The organism is Rhizobium sp. P1_E6 (assembly GCF_056405875.1).
In genome coordinates this window covers 72355-89779 of the sequence record NZ_JBFUBG010000012.1, presented here as the reverse complement: position 1 = coordinate 89779, position 17425 = coordinate 72355, and the positions used below count along the sequence as shown (strand labels likewise).

14 protein-coding genes are annotated in these 17425 nt (G+C 60.4%); 7 read left to right on the top strand and 7 right to left on the bottom strand.

From position 1 onward, the window contains the following. Positions 1–51: 51 nt before the first annotated feature. Both AC1D35_RS09405 and rpiA read right to left on the bottom strand, forming a co-directional pair. Positions 52–633, bottom strand: a complete 582-nt coding sequence (locus AC1D35_RS09405; RefSeq protein WP_113301090.1) for a DUF2059 domain-containing protein — start codon at positions 631–633, stop codon at positions 52–54. Positions 634–650: 17 nt separating this feature from the next. Further along, positions 651–1349 carry a ribose-5-phosphate isomerase RpiA gene (gene rpiA, locus AC1D35_RS09400; RefSeq protein WP_113301089.1) on the bottom strand — a complete coding sequence of 233 codons (699 nt, stop codon included), beginning with the start codon at positions 1347–1349 and terminating at the stop codon, positions 651–653. Between the two features lie 193 nt (positions 1350–1542). Between rpiA and AC1D35_RS09395 the strand changes: the two genes are divergently transcribed. After that, complete coding sequence (locus tag AC1D35_RS09395) at positions 1543–2259, top strand: HAD family hydrolase (RefSeq protein ID WP_477835357.1); 717 nt, start codon at positions 1543–1545, stop codon at positions 2257–2259. Positions 2260–2267: 8 nt separating this feature from the next. Here the strand turns inward: AC1D35_RS09395 and AC1D35_RS09390 are convergent, their stop codons facing one another. Both AC1D35_RS09390 and AC1D35_RS09385 read right to left on the bottom strand, forming a co-directional pair. Further along, on the bottom strand, positions 2268–2957 hold the full coding sequence (locus AC1D35_RS09390; protein WP_113308336.1) for a hypothetical protein: 690 nt from the start codon (positions 2955–2957) through the stop codon (positions 2268–2270). Between the two features lie 388 nt (positions 2958–3345). After that, on the bottom strand, positions 3346–5235 hold the full coding sequence (locus AC1D35_RS09385) for a L,D-transpeptidase family protein (protein ID WP_113308400.1): 1890 nt from the start codon (positions 5233–5235) through the stop codon (positions 3346–3348). A 418-nt stretch (positions 5236–5653) separates the two neighbouring features. Here AC1D35_RS09385 and fumC point away from each other — a divergent pair, with 418 nt between their 5' ends. From fumC to AC1D35_RS09370, 3 genes are all read left to right on the top strand, one after another. Further along, a complete protein-coding gene (gene fumC, locus AC1D35_RS09380) occupies positions 5654–7045 on the top strand; it encodes a class II fumarate hydratase (RefSeq protein WP_113301085.1) in 1392 nt (463 codons plus the stop codon). Between the two features lie 211 nt (positions 7046–7256). Further along, the gene (locus AC1D35_RS09375; RefSeq protein ID WP_477855305.1) at positions 7257–8540 is read left to right on the top strand and encodes a carbohydrate porin; all 1284 of its coding nucleotides are present in this window, start codon (positions 7257–7259) and stop codon (positions 8538–8540) included. Positions 8541–9018: 478 nt separating this feature from the next. After that, positions 9019–10626: a fumarate hydratase gene (locus AC1D35_RS09370; protein ID WP_113308338.1), complete on the top strand. Its 1608-nt coding sequence runs from the start codon at positions 9019–9021 to the stop codon at positions 10624–10626. Between the two features lie 13 nt (positions 10627–10639). Here AC1D35_RS09370 and AC1D35_RS09365 read toward each other — a convergent pair whose 3' ends face one another. Then, positions 10640–10876, bottom strand: a complete 237-nt coding sequence (locus AC1D35_RS09365; protein WP_113308339.1) for a hypothetical protein — start codon at positions 10874–10876, stop codon at positions 10640–10642. Between the two features lie 360 nt (positions 10877–11236). Between AC1D35_RS09365 and AC1D35_RS09360 the strand changes: the two genes are divergently transcribed. After that, entirely contained in the window at positions 11237–12307 is a 1071-nt protein-coding gene (locus AC1D35_RS09360; RefSeq protein ID WP_113308340.1) for a GGDEF domain-containing protein, read from the top strand. Positions 12308–12448: 141 nt separating this feature from the next. Here AC1D35_RS09360 and AC1D35_RS09355 read toward each other — a convergent pair whose 3' ends face one another. Beyond that, positions 12449–14857, bottom strand: a complete 2409-nt coding sequence (locus AC1D35_RS09355) for a glucan 1,4-alpha-glucosidase (protein WP_477938539.1) — start codon at positions 14855–14857, stop codon at positions 12449–12451. 156 nt (positions 14858–15013) lie between these two features. Between AC1D35_RS09355 and AC1D35_RS09350 the strand changes: the two genes are divergently transcribed. Together AC1D35_RS09350 and AC1D35_RS09345 are read left to right on the top strand one after the other, a co-directional pair. After that, positions 15014–15754 (top strand): ROK family protein, encoded by a 741-nt coding sequence (locus AC1D35_RS09350; RefSeq protein WP_113301079.1) that lies wholly within the window; start codon positions 15014–15016, stop codon positions 15752–15754. A gap of 55 nt (positions 15755–15809) precedes the next feature. After that, positions 15810–16622, top strand: coding sequence for a class I SAM-dependent methyltransferase (locus AC1D35_RS09345; RefSeq protein ID WP_477938538.1), 813 nt, complete (start codon positions 15810–15812; stop codon positions 16620–16622). Here the strand turns inward: AC1D35_RS09345 and AC1D35_RS09340 are convergent. After that, the gene (locus AC1D35_RS09340; protein WP_113308342.1) at positions 16619–17407 is read right to left on the bottom strand and encodes a class I SAM-dependent methyltransferase; all 789 of its coding nucleotides are present in this window, start codon (positions 17405–17407) and stop codon (positions 16619–16621) included. The two genes, AC1D35_RS09345 and AC1D35_RS09340, sit on opposite strands and share 4 nt — an antisense overlap. Positions 17408–17425 lie beyond the last annotated feature (18 nt).

Below are 17425 nucleotides of genomic sequence, written 5' to 3'. Positions count from 1 at the left end.
AAAAACAAAAGCCCGGACGATGCCGGGCTTTTGCGAAAGGTGAAGGCGGCCTTACGGCTTGGCTGGTGCCGGTGCGGCGGCCGGAGCCGGGGCAGCCGGTGCAACCGGGCTTTCGGTTGCCGCCGGCGGAGCCTTGATGACCTTGGAAAGCTCGACATTGCTCTGCTTTTCGAGGTCGCGGGAAATGCCCTGCGCCCAGATATCGGCAGCCTTGGCGGTTTCGCGCGAGGCAACCGGGCCGTCGCGCAGCAGCTTCTTGCCGATGTCGGAATTGTAGAAATCGGCGATCGCCTTCAGCTCTTCGACCGTGAAAGCCTTGGCATAGGTCAGAGCTGCTTCCTTTTCGAGGTCGGCACGGCGCGGCGCCAGAGCCAACGCTTGCGCATCGACGGTCGCGGAGATGACATCCTGATAGTTCGGCGAATCCTGGATGAGACCGGCCTTCAGACGTTCGGCCAGACCCGGCAGGATGTTGTCGTACTGGGTGGTTGCGCCGATCGCGTCCATGGCCGCGCGGGCAGCCTTCAGCTGCTCCTCGGATGCTTCCTGCGCTCTTGCGGCAGAGCCGAAGGCAAGCCCGGAAAGAACGATGGTCGCAGCGGCAAGACGGCCAAGGCCTGCAATGTTCATCATGAGTTTCTATGCTCCTGTTATCTGTTTGCCTGCAGCGTGCGGGCACCTGCAGGACCGGCAATGATCGCAAGCGCCGCCATGTTGATGAAAAGCCCGTGCTCCACGACACCGGGTATGGAATTCAGTTCCCTCGAAAGCGCCTCTGCATCAGGAATGCGGCCAAAAGATGCATCGATAATGAGATGTCCGCCGTCAGTGGTAAACTCTCCGTCACCGGATTGGCGAAGCTTCAGTTCGCCCGTCAGACCGAGGCGCGAGGCGGTCTTTTCGATAGCCATGCGCGTCGAAACGAGGCCGAATGGATTGACCTCGATCGGCAGCGCGAAGGCGCCGAGTGTATCGACGAGCTTGCTCTCGTCAGCGATGACGATCATCCGCGTCGAAGCTGCAGCGACGATCTTTTCGCGCAGCAGCGCACCGCCGCCACCCTTGATGAGCCGCAAGCCTGCATCGACTTCGTCAGCACCGTCGATGGTGAGATCGAGCTGTGGTAGCTCGTCCAGTGATTTCAGGGGAACGCCGAGTTCGACGCAGAGCCGAGCGGTGCGTTCGGACGTCGGGACGCCCTCGACCCTGAAGCCGGCTGCAACCTTTTCAGCGAGCAGACGGACGAATTCCTCTGCCGTGCTTCCGGTCCCGATTCCAAGGCGCATGCCATATTCAACATGGACAAGCGCGGCCTCGGCGGCCTTGATCTTCATTTCGCGGGCATCCATGCGCCGCCAGCTCCTGATGTTGCGTTGGATGTGCTGTTTACACGGCTCGTATTGCAAACGAAAGCCAAAATCATCGTCTTTGGATTGAAAGCCACCCGTTTCGGCTGCGACGTTTCTCTCTGATATCCTGGCGTTGCTTTTCGCCCGTTCATCGCCTACTCCCGGATGATCCTACCCGCAAAAAGGCACCACTTTGACCATCGCTCCCGAACATACCGGAAACGCCCTTGTCATCTTCGATCTCGACGGCACGCTTCTCGATACCCATGTCGATCTGGTCGAAAGCCTGAACTACACGATCGCGGCGCTTGATCTAGCGCCTGTCACCTATGACGACCTCACGCACCTGGTCGGCCAGGGCGCCCGTGTGATGATAGAGCGCGCCTGCAAGCTGCAGGGTCACCCAATCTCGCCTGAAGCCCTGCCCCCGCTCGTCGAGCGCTTCGTAGCCCACTACAGCGCAAACATGCCGGGGCATACCGAGCCCTATCCCGGCCTCGTCGCTGCGATGGATCGCCTGAAGGCATCGGGTTATAGGCTTGCCGTCTGCACCAACAAGCTCGAGGGCCTGGCTAGCGGCCTGYTGGAGAAGCTCGGCCTGACGCATTATTTCGACGCGGTCACCGGCGGCGATACGTTCGAACACCGCAAGCCCGACGCCCGCCACCTCACCGGTACCATCGAGCGCGCCGGCGGGGACATTGCCCGCTCCGTGATGATCGGCGACAGCATCAACGATATCGCCGTCGCGAAAAATGCCGGTGTGCCGGCGATTGCCGTACCCTTCGGCTATTCGGATGTGCCGGTGTCCAGCCTCGATCCGGATGTGATCATCACGCATTTCGATGAGCTGACGGTGGAACTCGTGGAGAGTTTGCTGCGGGATTCTGCTGCTAAGGTTGCTGTCTGAGGCAGGGCTCACTCGGCCATCCGTGCCGATGGAATATCCCTGAAGACACTCCCCATACAGCGTGCAAAGTTGCGCTCTGCTTCATCCGACCGTGTCCTCTCGCCATTCAACCCGAAATCCGTTACATCGAGCTCAATTGGAATGGTTATGTCCTTGTTGCCGCCTCGCTGGTTGAAAGCAACAGCGATTTTGTGAGAGGACTTCGCCGCCTCCTTCAATATTTTCATCGTCGGATCGGCATCAAGCATCAATGTCACGCTTCCGGGCGTCTCGGTATTCCTGGGTTCGTCGAGCCTGTCCATATGGCTCTGCATATTCTCACCCAGCAGGTAGGCTCGCGAGGGAGCCGATGGCGTCAAATTCAACCGGCCGTCGGATGAGATGGCAACCTCATTGACAACCAGCTTTAACATCGTGTTGACGGCATGTTGCGCAGGTGAATCCACGAAATCGCTCGTTCTTATGACACTGACCGATCCGGCAATCCTCAAATACTGCCCGTGCCGGTAGACCCGATCTCGCGTGAGAACAACGAATGTGTACTGGCAACCAGCGTGTCGGCCGTCTTCCAGGAGCAGTGGTTCCCCTATTACCTTCATTGTGCCGAGCGCGGAATCGAGCCTGTCTTCGCTTGCATTGGCTGACGCCACGGCGAGGGACGCAGCAAGCGCCACTCCCGTCAAAAAAGTCCATCTCATCTGATCCCCTCAACCCCGGCATGTTGAAGCCTCACCATAGGGCGGTATGCGAGTCTGTTGAATATCGAAGTTAGCGATCATCCGATGGATAGTGGAGCTATCCGTCCGTTTGCACTCTCATTCACCTGAATTATCTCGATCAAGAAGGGACCGCTCGTTGAAGCGCAGCGCTTTCCCGTCAGCATCCCGCAGGCACCTTCTCCCGCTGGGTAGAAGGGACGCTGTCGCGACGCCTCGCTCCCAATCAAAGTGTCTCATGTCGTTGCAAGCCAAGGGGCGGATGAGAGGCCCACGGTACACCCTCTCCTCAGATTTTTCGTGCGCAGACGCCCAAAACAAAAGGGCGGCCCGAAGACCGCCCGCCCAATTACCCATCCAACGCTTGGAGTCAGATCTGCGCCCCACGTGACTTCGTCGTCACATCAAACGCCTTGTCCACAAAAGCATCGCGACCATACACATCGTCGAAATACTCGATCACGCCGTCCTTGTTCGGCCATGCGGTGAAATAGGACACGTAGACCGGGATCTTCTGCGGCACCTTAACAGCATGGTTCTGGCCGGTGGCGATCTGTTTCGCAACATCATCGACCGTCGTGCCGAGAACGGCAGCCGCCATGGCGCGCGGGTCGGCAAGGCGGACGCAGCCGTGGCTCAGTGCACGCATGTCACGCTTGAAGAAGCTCTTCGAGGGCGTGTCGTGCATATAGATGGCGTGGCTGTTCGGGAACAGGATCTTCAACTCGCCGAGAGCATTGTCGCTGCTCGGCGGCTGGCGCACCGAGACATTCTGCGTCGAGCCGTACCAGTCGACGCTGGAGGACGGAACGGCGCGACCGCCGACTTCGACTTCATAGCCCATCTGGTCCAGATAGTTCGGGTCGGAGCGCAGCTTCGGCAGCATCTCGTTGATGATGATCGACTGCGGCACGCCCCAGAACGGGTTGAACTCGACGGTCTCGATCTCGTCGTCGAAGAAATAGGTCTGGTTGTTCTTGCCGCCGACCACGGTGCGCATCGCAAGCTGCTGCTTGGAGTCGTTATAGTAATAGGCCATGAAGGCCGGCTGGTTGATCATCACGTAGCGCGGGCCGAGATCGTCAGGCAGCCAGCGCGCCTGCTCCATCGCGACAACGAGCTTGTCGACCTTGGACGCATTGGTGTCGCCGCCGGTCATGGTGCGCACAGTCGCCTGGCCGATCACGCCATCGGGCTTCAGGCCATGTTCTTTCTGGAAGTCCTCGACCAGTGACACGATCTCGGGCGAATAGTCGCTGCTGCCTGTATAGGCCGAGAAGGTGGCCGCATGCGCGGTCTTCAGCTCTTCCGAACCGTGCTTCTGGATCGCCTTGACGATGTTGGCGACTTCCGTCGAGCTGTCGCCCGGGCGCAGCAAGGAAGTGAGCGAAATGGTGATCGGCGCTTCGTTCCCGCCGTCGGCGGCGCGCAGCTTGGCAAGCTCGGCCTTCAACGCGAGGAACTGCGTGCTGTCTGGATTGCGGCTGGAAAGATAGGCCGCAACGTCGGGGCTCAGGCGGGAGAGCTTCAGCACCGGATCGAGCTTGACGACCTTGCGCTGGAAATCATGGTATCCGGAGAGCTTGTTCGGGTCGACGCGGCCGCGCGTCGTATCCTGCACATAGGCCAGAACCTTGGAGGAAAGCGCCAGTTCGAACTGCGTCAGCGCCCGGTCGCGGAGATCGGGATCCGGATTGGCCGGATCGATCGTCGGCTCGGACACGGCATAATCGGCCGGATCGAGGCCGACGCTTGCCGCATCGGCAAGTACGGTCAGCGCAGCCTTGCCGCGCTCGCTGACACCTTCGCTGGAAACCCAGACGAGCGGGTTCTTGCCGTCGCCGTAATAGCCCTGCAGGGCCTTGGCGACATCGGTATTGGCGCGAACCTTGGCTTCCGTCAGGAAATGGCGCTGCGGAGCGCCATCGGTCGTGGCAGCGCCCGACACGTCGGCGACCGCGCCGGTCACGACTGGATCGGCAAACTTCGTCGTATCGACGAGCAACAAGGCTTCGGTCTTGTATGTGTAGTAGCGCGGGCTGGAAACCTTCGGCAGTGCGGCTTCCGGATCGATATCGCCGCCAAGGCCGTTACGATTCCCGCGAACCGGAGCCGAGGGGTCCATGATGATCGTGCTCTGGCCGCTTCTTGCCCGGTCGCCGCGCAGCATGTCCATCAGCGTATAGGCATGCGCAGGAACCGCGCCCATCACGCAGGAAAGTGCCAATGCGGAAACCGCGCTTTTCAAAACGAACTTCATCTTGTTTTCCAGTCCCAGTACCATGCTGTTGTCAAGTAAAAAGGCTCAGATCAATTCTTCCAGAATTCCCGGCAGCTGCGGCCCATTCATCAGAAACCGGCCCGCGCCGCCAGCACTTTCAGGCTCAACTTTGTGTGACGGGGTCGAACGCAAGCGCCGTGCAGAAGTTCACACAAAATTATGAAATTATTAGTTAATTTTTTACCGAATTTTCCGCTACGAGAAAGTGTGCTTTGTGACGCTATTTGCATTAATTTCCCAGCGTGACCGAAAGAACACGCTGAAATACGCCGGTAAACATGACAACCGGTTTCAATATTTCGCACTGCGTCCGGTTTTCTTGGAAAGCTTTCCACCCTATAAGTCCCTCATCCTCAAAGACTGCCCTTAACAGCATGTGACAGGAAGGCACGAAGCCATGAGCTCCACCCGCACCGAAACCGATACATTTGGCCCGATCGAAGTTGCCAGCGACCGATATTGGGGCGCGCAGGCGCAACGTTCTCTCGGCAATTTCAAGATCGGCTGGGAAAAACAGCCGCTCTCGATCGTGCGTGCGCTCGGAATCGTCAAGCAGGCTGCAGCACGTGCCAACATGGCGCTCGGCCAGCTGGATGCTGGCATTGGCAAGTCTGTCGTGGATGCGGCCCAGGAAGTGATCGACGGCAAGCTGAATGACCATTTCCCGCTGGTCGTCTGGCAGACCGGTTCCGGCACGCAATCCAACATGAACGCCAACGAGGTGATCTCCAATCGCGCCATAGAAATGCTCGGCGGCGTCATGGGTTCCAAGAAGCCGGTACATCCGAACGATCACGTCAACATGAGCCAGTCGTCGAACGATACCTACCCGACGGCCATGCACATCGCCTGCGCCGAACAGATCGCCCATCATCTTCTGCCCTCGCTGAAGCATCTGCATGCGGCGCTCGACATGAAGGTCACCGAGTTCAGCCACATCATCAAGATCGGCCGCACCCACACGCAGGATGCGACGCCACTCACCCTTGGTCAGGAATTCTCTGGTTACGCCGCGCAGGTCGGCTCCGCCATCAAGCGTATCCAAATGACCCTGCCCGGCCTTTGCGAGCTCGCCCAGGGCGGCACGGCCGTCGGCACCGGGCTCAATGCGCCGGTCGGTTTTGCAGAGAAGGTCGCCGAAGAGATCGCTGTCATCACCGACATGCCCTTCGTGACCGCGCCGAACAAGTTCGAGGCACTCGCCTCGCATGATTCGATGGTCTTCGCCCACGGCGCGATCAATGCCGCCGCCGCTGCCCTCTTCAAGATCGCCAACGACATACGCCTGCTCGGGTCCGGCCCGCGCGCCGGCCTTGGCGAACTGGCACTGCCGGAAAACGAGCCCGGCTCCTCGATCATGCCCGGCAAGGTGAACCCGACGCAGTGCGAGGCGCTGACGCAGGTCTGCATCCACGTCTTCGGCAACCACGCGGCACTGACCTTCGCCGACAGCCAGGGCCATTTCGAGCTCAATGTCTATAATCCGATGATGGCCTACAACTTCCTGCAGTCGGTCCAGCTGCTCGCCGACGCCGCCGTCTCCTTCACGGACAATTGCGTCGTCGGCATCGAAGCCCGCGAAGACAACATCAAGGCCGGCCTCGAGCGCTCGCTGATGCTCGTCACCGCACTCGCCCCCAAGATCGGCTACGACGCAGCCGCCAAGATCGCCAAGACGGCGCATAAGAACGGGACGACCCTGAAGGAAGAAGCGCTGGCGAGCGGGCTGGTAACGTCGGAAGAGTATGACGCGATCGTGCGGCCGGAGACGATGATCAGTCCCATGTGAGCTGACAGATTGAATGATGATGAAAGGGCCGGCTCTGCCGGCCTTTGTTTTAGGCTGGCGACCGAATGTGGCGGGTTGCGATGATTGACCGACACTATTGTGCAATCGACCGGAGCTGGAATAGGCTACCATACTCTGACGAATCGGAGAATCTTTTGGAAGGACGGCGGCCTGATCGCGCGGCTACCTTCCAGTTCGGAGGATGACCGGAGTGCAGTGCTCAAAGCTTGCCGTGGCCGCCATCATGCTCATCGCGCTCGACGGAACTGGCGTCGTCGAAGCCGGAGACGCGATTGCTCCTGTTTCTCCAGCCGCAGCACCCGTCAGCGATCCGGAGCCGTGGCTGTTCGGCGACTGGAACGGGGCTCGGACCAATCTTCGGGACAGGGGCATCGATTTCCAATTCGGTTATGTCGGGGAGTTCGCCTACAACCCGGTCGGCGGCATCGATAGCAAGAGCAGATATGCCGACCAGTATTCGGCCGGAGTGACCTTCGATCTCGACCGGCTGCTTGGGGTCCCCGACGCCAAATTCCAGGTCACGCTCACCCAGCGCACCGGCCGGAACCTGAGTGACGACGCGCAGCTCGGAACCCTGCAGCAGGTACAGGAGGTCTACGGCCGCGGACAGACCATCCGACTGACCGACTTCTGGTACCAGCAGCAGTTTGCGAACGGTCTTATCGACTGGAAGATTGGACGAATGCCCGTCAACGAGGATTTTGCCTCGTTCCCGTGCGATTTTCAGAACCTGACGTTTTGCGGTTCGGATCTCGGAAATCTTGTCGGAGACTACATCTACAACTGGCCGATCAGCCAGTGGGCGACGCGGGCGAAGTTCAATCTGACTGGCTTCGGATATTTCCAGGTTGGCGTCTATGACGTAAACCCTAAATATCTAGGGGTTGATGATCAGGTTCTGCCGGTGTTCTTCAGTCATTCCACGGGCGCATTGATCCCCGTGGAACTGGCTTGGTTGCCGAAGTTCGGAGGCGGAACCTTGCCCGGCAGCTACAAGATCGGCGGCTGGTACGACACCTCCAACGCCGACGACATCGCTGACGACGTCAATGGCGATCCTTTTGCCATTACGGGCCTGCCTGCACGCCGGGATCGGGGACGATACGGTGGCTACCTGAGTTTCCAGCAGCAGATGACGGACAATCTCAGCCTGTTCCTCAACCTTGTCATGGCCGACAAGCGTACATCGACCACCGATCGCCAGATCGCTGCGGGCGTCGTCTACACAGGGCTTTTCAAATCGCGTCCGGAGGATGACATCGGCTTCGCCATAGGCACCACGCACGTCAACAGTCGCGCCTCGACGTCCGACGATCCGCGTGGTTCCGAATACGCTGCCGAGCTCTACTACACGTATCGCCCGCATGCCGGGCTGCTCATCCGTCCCAATCTCCAGTATATCCGCCATCCCGGCGGCACCAGCGACAATGACGACGTTGTCGTATTGGGATTGAAAACCTCGGCAACATTCTAGAGTGCCGTGCGTCCGTTCGGACGCACTAGGGACGCTCTAACTCTTTGAATCTACGCATTAGACTTTGCGAAAATCGATTCCGATTTTCGGGCCGATGCTGTGGACTCAAGCCCATTGATCGATCCGGTAGCCGCATGTTGCCTCGATAAGGATTGCCGCGATGGTGTGCCCGGAGACGATGACCACCTCGATGTGAGCTGATGGGTCAAATGATGATGGAAAGGCCGGCTCTGCCGGCCTCTTTTGTTTGAGGTGGAGACAGTAGCGGATTGCCGCACATGGCTCGGTCTCGATGAGGCGAAGGCAGTTCCCCATCATCCCTCATCGCTGTGACATCCCTTGTGCCGGCACGAGGGTACAGGAATGAGCGAGGAAGGCGCGGCATTTTTGCCAACGCTCCACCACCCCTTCCCGATTGATTTTGCCATCCACCAGATTTAGACCGCTTCCAAAATATCCCACTAGAAAGGTCACTTCGATGGCTGACGATCTCTTCCCCCTCGGCGCCGATTCCACCCCTTACCGCAAGATCAGCAGCGACCATGTCTCGGTCGACAGCTTCAAGGGCCAGGAGATCCTGTCAGTCGATCCCGAAGGTATCCGTCTGCTCGCCGAAACCGCCTTTGCCGATATCAACCATCTGCTGCGTCCCGGCCATCTGAAGCAGCTCACTTCGATCCTCGACGATCCCGAGGCGACCGATAACGACCGTTTCGTCGCCTATGACCTGCTGAAAAACGCGAATATCGCCGCCGGCGGCGTGCTGCCCATGTGCCAGGATACAGGCACGGCGATCATCATGGGCAAGAAGGGCCGCCGCGTCTGGACGGAAGGCGGCGATACGGCTGCTCTTTCGAAGGGCGTGCTCGACGCTTATGAAAAGAAGAACCTGCGCTACTCGCAGCTCGCCCCCATCACGATGTTCGAGGAAAAGAACACCAAGAACAATCTGCCGGCGCAGATCGATATCTATGAGGAAGGCACCGACAGCTACGACTTCCTCTTCGTCGCCAAGGGCGGCGGCTCTGCCAACAAGACCTTCCTGTTCCAGGGCACGCCCTCTCTGCTGTCGCATGACCGCATGCTGGACTTCCTTAAGGAGAAGATCCTGACGCTGGGTACGGCAGCCTGTCCCCCCTACCATCTGGCGATCGTTATCGGCGGCACCTCCGCCGAGATGAACCTGAAGACCGTCAAGCTCGCCTCGACCCGCTATCTCGACGAGCTGCCGACCGAAGGCTCCGAAAGCGGCCATGCCTTCCGCGACATCGAGATGGAAAAGGAAATCCACAAACTGACGCAGGGCCTCGGCGTCGGCGCCCAGTTCGGCGGCAAGTATTTCTGTCATGACGTCAGGGTGATCCGCCTGCCCCGCCACGGTGCCTCGCTGCCGATCGGCCTTGGTGTTTCCTGTTCCGCCGACCGCCAGGCCAAGGGCAAGATCACCCGCGAGGGCATCTTCGTCGAGCAACTGGAAACCGATCCCTCCAAGTACATGCCCGAGATCGACGAGGCCAAGCTCTCTGAATCCGTCGTTCGCATCGACTTGAACCGTCCGATGGCCGATATACTTGCCGAACTCTCCAGGCATCCGGTCAAGACGCGGCTGTCGCTGACCGGCACGATCATCGTCGCCCGCGACCTGGCGCATGCCAAGATCCGCGAGCGGCTGGAAAAGGGCGAAGGCATGCCCGACTATATGAAGAACCATCCGGTCTATTATGCCGGCCCGGCCAAGACCCCTGCCGGCTACGCTTCCGGCTCCTTCGGCCCAACGACGGCCGGTCGCATGGACAGCTATGTCGACCAGTTCCAGTCTTTCGGCGGCTCGATGGTCATGCTCGCCAAGGGCAATCGCTCGCGCGCCGTGCGCGAAGCCTGCAAGAAGCACCAGGGCTTCTATCTCGGCTCGATCGGCGGCCCGGCCGCCCGCCTGGCGCAGGACTGCATCCGCAAGGTCGATGTTCTCGAATATCCGGAACTTGGCATGGAAGCAGTCTGGAAGATCGAGGTCGAAGACTTCCCGGCCTTCATCGTCATCGACGACAAGGGCAACGACTTCTTCCAGGAGCTRAACCTCGGCTGATACTTCAGGCAGGCTATCGAACGGAAGCCGTCTCGGCGACATCGATATTGGCCGCCGTCACGGCCTGAGTTACGGGCTTTTCCATGCCCGCGAAATCGGCCGCACTCAGCATATCCTCCGCATCCACGCTGGCGAGGATGTCGGTGCTGAAGATGCCGTTGAAGAAGCCGCTTTGCTGTAGAAGGAAAGCAATGCCGGCGACGATGGCGAGCGCAAGAATGGCGGGCGACGTGTGGCGAGACGATTCCATGATCTCATGCCTTCAACAGGGGGGCGCGTTCCGGTCCCCGTAAATCCGGTTTATTGAGATGGAATCTGTCACTTAGCGCTTCCCGCCAGTAGATCAGACAACAGACACCGACCGTCAACAAAACGAAAACAATCCCTGAAAATAGAAAAACGACTGAACTTTTTTGAGACACTCGCGCATAGGAGGTGTCTTCGGTACTGTCGAACTTACAAATCTTTGAGAAAAATCATAGGGCTGATCGTTGTATTGCGACCTGTCAAACTTATCGTATGTAATCTTTGGTATATGTGGCTTTAATCTTTTCCCAAGAAATTTAAGCTAACAAATAGAAGATTGCTTAAGAACTGAGGAGTTGCCGGAATGAATACGGCCGTCGCGCCCAAGGTGCAGGTTCCCGATGTGGCGGGTCAGATCACCTATGCCATGCGCTCCATGGGCGTTGCGCCAATTCCCCGCAATTACGAACTCTTCTACGAGGCCTATATCGGTTCCAATCCCGCGCTCACCCGCGACCTTGCCGCTCTCGGCAGCCAGGCGACACAGGCGGAACTCGACGTGCTCGGCACGCAGCACTGCTCACACACGGCGCCAGCCAAGATATTCGACGACGCGCACAGCCGCATCGCCGGCGAACTGGAAGGCCTGCTCCGCGTGCTGCGCCAGGAGCAGACCTCGCTCGAAAGCTATAACCGGCTGCTCAACGAGACCTGCAAGCGCATCAGCTCCAAGAGCACGAGCAGCGCCGACCTCATCGAAAACGCCATCGACCTGCTCACCCAGGCAACCGGCGATACGATCACTCACGGCGAAAAGACCGTAGAAGACATGGTCCAGCGCTCGCAGGAGATGGATCAGGTCCGCAAGGAACTCGACGAATACAAGCGCATCGCCAACACGGATTCGCTGACGCGCCTTTCCAACCGCCGCGCCTTCGACGACCGGCTGGCCGCCGTCTTCAACAATCCTGCGCTGCGCCCGGTCACGGCGTTGCTTCTCGCAGACATCGACAATTTCAAGAAGATCAACGACACCTATGGCCACCCGGTCGGTGACAAGGTGCTGGCGACGGTTGCCTCCGTCATCCGCACCAATGTCCGCCGCGACGTCTTCGTCGCCCGCACCGGCGGCGAGGAATTCGCCCTCATCATCGACGGCAATACGCTCGACGAAGTGACTGCAATCGCCGAGCGCATCCGCCGCACGCTGGAATCCACCCCCTTCAAGAATTCCCGCACCCGCGTCAATTACGGCCCGGTCACGGTCTCCATCGGCATCTGCATGGCCTCACATGCCGATGATGCCGGCGAGCTCTATTCCAGGAGCGATATCGCGCTTTACAGCGCCAAGAATGCCGGCCGCAACTGCACCGTCGTCTATGAGGACGGCATGCAAAAGGAATTCACCAAGAGCTGGCTGATCTACAAGTCCTGATCCCCTGGGTTTGGCTTAGGCCTGATCCCGAGTTTCCGGCAATACTTCCGGAAATACAGAAAAAATGAAATAAGTCTCTTGAGCGGCCGGAAACGGCCGCTTCCTTTATGCAGGCTTCTTAAGTGCAGGCCGCGCTGCCTTTCAAACCACCTCGACCCTGAAATCCGTGCCTTCCCAGCGCTGCGCATCCGTCCAGAAGATCGTGAAGTCGACGACACCGGGGCCGAGCGTTTCCGTCGCCAGATCGAAGACATGGATGCCGAAGCCCGTGTCGCGGCATGGACTGTCGGTGGCACTTGCCCRGCCGTCGGTGGACCAGCGCACCAGCGCAGGCTCGGGCAGTTCGATGCGGAGCCGCCGGCCCGCCGGCATTTGATCGCGCCGGGCCGTCAGCCGCCAGGAAAAGGGTGCCTGCGCCGGCTTTGCCGCGACATAGCGGGCAACGGTCTGGGGCGGCATGTCGAAAATCGTGCCATCGCGCAGCGACCGCAGCAGCTTGATGTGTTCGGCATGCGCCCAAACGAGYGGCATGGCGCTGCCGGAGGGTCGGCCGAGGAAAAGCTCGCGTGCCGGCACGTCCTCGCTATCCCATATCTGCTCGGGCAAGAGCCCTCCCTCGCTTGCCGAAGCCTCCAGCGCAGCGAGCATCCGCCGCGCTTCGTCCACTCGTCCGGCGGCGAGTTCGTAATGGGCGCGCTCGCCGGTCAGCAGTGGCCAGAGCCTGCCGACACCGCTTCCGGCAAAAGGCGCGCCGCCAATGCGCTCGCCGTAGCCGTCGTCATTGTAGCGATACCAGTAGGGACCGGCGGGAAGGTCGCGGCGCAATTGCGCATCGATTGCCGCCACCGTGCCGAGGATGCGCGGATCGTCGGCGGCCCGGAGGCCGAAGCGCACCAGCGCCAGAGCATCCGGGCTGATCAGCAGGTCCGCCTCCAGCACCTCGCCGAGATCGTCGCGATTGCGGATCGGAATGAAGTCACGCCCCAGCGACGAGGCGCCATCCGTGGCCGAAGCGATGCGCACGTAATAGCCCTCGACGCCGAGACTACGCGACAGTTCCGTATCGGTGGCGTAAGTCCACTCCTCGATGCGCTCGTTCCAGCCATCGGCCACCTCGCGCAGATAGTGCGACGCCGTGAGCCGCCCGGCCGCCTCCAGTGCATCGGCCGCCGCAAGCAGCCCGGCGATCTCCACGGCGAGCGTGAACGGCGAGTAACCGGCATCTTCCTCCCAGCGATCCTCCTGGGTGGCGGGACCGTTTCTGACGAGATAGCCCGCAGCCGCCTCGATCATCGGCAGATAGCGGCCGGCCTCTGACGCATTAATCGCGCCTGCCCGCAGCAGCATGTCGTAGAGCAGGATCGGAAAGGCAGTTTCGTCCATCTGGATGCCATGCCAGTAGGGCCTGCCGTCCAGCCAGGCATTCTGCACCCAATGGCCGTCCGCCTCCTGGATGACGGAGAGATAGTCGAGAACGGAGCGCGCATCCGCGGTGGCCCCGGCCGCGAGCAGACCGCCCGCCGTTTCCACCAGGTCGCGCGTCCACACCAGATGATAGCCGCCAAGGTCGTCATCGCCTTTACTGAAACCCCAGGGGATGGACAGGCTGGCGATGATGGCACCGGAGGCATCGTCTCGGTGGGTGGCGAGCACGCCGGTACTGACGCGGTAGCGGTTCAGCTTATCTGGATCATGCGGTTCGTCGAGCGCAAGCAGCCCGGCCTGCCACTCCCGCCATCCGCTGCAGTAATGTTTCAGCGCCGGTTCGCCGCCCTGTTCGAGGCTGAGCAGCGCGCGCAGAGCAGCCTCTTCCGGCTGCGTGCCGAAGCCGATGGCGATCAGCGCCCGCCCCTTACCCGCCTGCATATCAAGCGTGCCTGATAGCGCGACATTGCCGGAGGCAGCAACGCAATAATCCTCTCTCAATCCCTTGCCGCGCGACAGCGTCTGCCAGCCATCGGAAATGCCGACATAACCCACTGACCGGGCAAGCAGAGGCACCGAAGCGGCAATGGCGAGCGACCGCCCGGATCCCTCGGCAAAGAGCATCTGCCTGCCCTTGAAATCGGCGGACCAGCCACTGTTCTCGGCACCGCCATTGACGAGATGCGGGGCAGCAAGCGCATGCAGCCTGTAGTCGGAAAGGTTGCCCCTCAATGCCTCGAAGTGGATGTCCTGCAGCACCACCTCACGCTCCGGGTCGGAAAAGATGGTCTTGGTGATGCGATATCGTCCGTCGCGGGCGGAATTGACGAGACGGAAAGCCGGAACGCCGTCCTCGATCGCCTGAACGCTGTGATCGGCATCGCGCTTCTCCTCGGAGAAATAGCCCTCCGCCGTGACGATGAAACCGAAATCGCGCATACAGGCCATGTCGAGGCGCGGCGCGTAGATCTCGTTGAGGATGCCGTGGCTTGCCGTGAACCAGACGCAGCTCGCCGAACTGACGGCGGTACCAACAGCACTCTTGTCGCTGGACGTCCATCGGGGCTCGATGCCCGGCGCGCCTGGTGGCTCGACGGAACCGGGTGGCAGTGTCGGATAGGCCAAGTGCTGTTCCTCCGCTATGTTTGCGCATCTTCCTTGCCATCCTGAGATGAAATTAAGCGATCCGCAATATACCGGCTTGACAGCCGGCTACGATCTTGTGCCCGATAGAATGGCGCGGGAGGGAATGAGGGTACAGCCCGGAGAGGAGCGCCAGCCATGGTTGACACAATGGAAGCATCGCAGGCAAAGCAGGCGCGTGAGCGAGCCAAGCCCAAGGTTGCTGCGCCGGACGGCCGCATCGTGCTCGCCGTCGATATCGGTGGCTCGCATCTGAAGGCGGAACTCAGCAGCGGCAGCGAGAGGCGCTCGGTCGTATCGGGGCGCGAGATGACGGCGGCGAAGATGGTGGCAGCCCTTACCGATCTGACCGCCGACTGGCACTATGACGTCGTCGCCATGGGCTATCCCGGCGCCGTTGTCGCCCACCGCCCTGCGGCCGATCCGTTCAACCTCGGCCCGGGATGGAAGGGCTTCGATTTCGAAAAAGCTCTCGGCAAGCCCGTGCGCGTGGTCAATGACGCGCTGATGCAGGCGATCGGCAGCTACGAGGCCGGCCGCATGCTCTTCCTTGGCCTCGGCACCGGACTCGGCTCGGCCATGATCGCCGAGAACGTCTGCTTGCCGCTCGAACTCGCGCATATGCCCTATAAGAAGGCGACATTCGAGGACTATGTCGGCGAACGGGGCCTCGAAGGTCGCGGCAAGGGCAGATGGCGAAAATCGGTCTTCGACGTCGCCGATCGCCTGGCCGCCGCCCTGCTGCCCGACTATATCGTCATCGGGGGCGGCAACGTCGAAAAGCTGAAGGATCTGCCGCTCAAATGCCGGCGTGGCAGCAACGAAAACGCCTTCCGCGGCGGCTTCCGGGTCTGGCTGGACGACAGCTTGCGGCTGTGAGCGGCAGTGAAACCGATGTGCTTGAAGCCGTATTGGGCGGCGGAGGGTGATGACAATGCTGGAAACGGACAAGCTGTTCACCGGCTCGATCCCGGAAAACTACGACCGCTATATGGTCCCGCTGATTTTCGCGCCCTTCGCCGTGGATCTCGCTCAGAGAGCGGCATCCCTGTCGCCCGGCGCAGTTCTGGAAATCGCAGCAGGCACCGGGGTCGTCACCCGCGCACTGGCGCCGAAACTGTCCTCGGACGCACGCTATATCGTCACCGATCTAAACCAGTCGATGCTCGACTACGCTGCTTCGCAACAGGGCTTCGATGATCGCCTGGAATGGCGCCAGGCGGATGCTCTGAAACTGCCGTTTGAAAATGCCGCCTTCGATCTCGTCTTATGTCAATTCGGCGCGATGTTCTTCCCGGACCGCATAGCCGGCTACCGCGAAGCAAAGCGTGTCCTGAAGCCCGGCGGACGTTTCCTGTTCAACGTATGGGACCGCCTCGAGGAGAATGTTTTTGCCGACGATGTGACGACCGCCCTTGCGACGATGTTTCCGGACGATCCGCCACGCTTCCTGGTCCGCACGCCGCACGGCTATCATGACAAAGCCTTGATCTGCGCCGAGCTGGAAGAGGCGGGTTTCTCCCATGTGGTGATCGAAACGAAGGCCGAACAAAGCCGCGCATTTTCGCCTCGGATTCCTGCCCTCGCCTATTGCCAGGGAACCGTCCTTCGCAGCGAAATCGAAGCCAGAGCTCCAGGAAAACTGGACGTTGCGACCGACTATGCCGCATCCGCGATTGCCGCCCGGCATGGCGACAGCGAGGTTGCCGCCAAAATTCAGGCCCACGTCATCATGGCAGCGGCCTAGACCTGCCTGATCGAGCCCCAGACCAGTTTCGTCCTGACGATGAAACTCAGTTTTCCCTCGCGAGCATAGGGAGCGAGCATCTCGCCGAGCTCTCGGTCGAACTTGTTCATCCTGCCGCCCAGATGGGATGGCGCGAACGTATCGCGCGAATGCTGGCAGCGAATGAAGTCTTCGACACTTTGCTCGAATGGAGCGGAGTGGAAATGCTCGGAGCCGTCGATGTCGAGGAACGCCTTGTACGCCGACCAGCCCTCTCGCTTGCCAATGGGATCGAACGCCTCGCCTGTTATGGCCGGAACCCATTTGCCGAGAAAAGACTGCCAATCGGCCTCCCAGGCCGGTTGGAAAGGCGCATCTCCCGATATGACGGCCACCCGGTGATCGGCGGCAGCATAGGTTTTCAGCCGCGCGAAAAGACGCCTGTGATCCATCCAGTGAATGCTGGCGGCGGCAACGATGAGATCGGGACGATCGGGGATATCGACATCCTCGGCGAAACCGACGATCCAGTGAAGATTGCGCGCGCGCCCTTCCTCCAGGCTCTGGCCGAGCTCGATCATGTGACGCGACGGATCGACGGCAATGACCTTTTCGAAATGCCGTGAGAGCGGCCGTGAAATCTTGCCGGGGCCACAGCCTATATCCAGCAGGCAGGCGCGTTTCGGCGCGATGCCCAGCAGTTTGTCGTAAACCGCCTCGGGATATGGCGGACGGAAGGGATAATTGCTGACGACATCGGCATCCTCGAACGATGCCCCGGTGCGTTCCTGCGGCTTCTCGACCATGATAGGCTCCGCCCTCTG

Coding starts and splice junctions, on each gene's coding strand:
- AC1D35_RS09385 (WP_113308400.1), bottom strand. CDS start 5,235: ATGAAGTTCGTTTTGAAAAGCGCGGTTTCCGCATTGGCACTTTCCTGC.
- AC1D35_RS09345 (WP_477938538.1), top strand. CDS start 15,810: ATGCTGGAAACGGACAAGCTGTTCACCGGCTCGATCCCGGAAAACTAC.
- rpiA (WP_113301089.1), bottom strand. CDS start 1,349: ATGGATGCCCGCGAAATGAAGATCAAGGCCGCCGAGGCCGCGCTTGTC.
- AC1D35_RS09340 (WP_113308342.1), bottom strand. CDS start 17,407: ATGGTCGAGAAGCCGCAGGAACGCACCGGGGCATCGTTCGAGGATGCC.
- AC1D35_RS09390 (WP_113308336.1), bottom strand. CDS start 2,957: ATGAGATGGACTTTTTTGACGGGAGTGGCGCTTGCTGCGTCCCTCGCC.
- fumC (WP_113301085.1), top strand. CDS start 5,654: ATGAGCTCCACCCGCACCGAAACCGATACATTTGGCCCGATCGAAGTT.
- AC1D35_RS09350 (WP_113301079.1), top strand. CDS start 15,014: ATGGTTGACACAATGGAAGCATCGCAGGCAAAGCAGGCGCGTGAGCGA.
- AC1D35_RS09405 (WP_113301090.1), bottom strand. CDS start 633: ATGATGAACATTGCAGGCCTTGGCCGTCTTGCCGCTGCGACCATCGTT.
- AC1D35_RS09365 (WP_113308339.1), bottom strand. CDS start 10,876: ATGGAATCGTCTCGCCACACGTCGCCCGCCATTCTTGCGCTCGCCATC.
- AC1D35_RS09360 (WP_113308340.1), top strand. CDS start 11,237: ATGAATACGGCCGTCGCGCCCAAGGTGCAGGTTCCCGATGTGGCGGGT.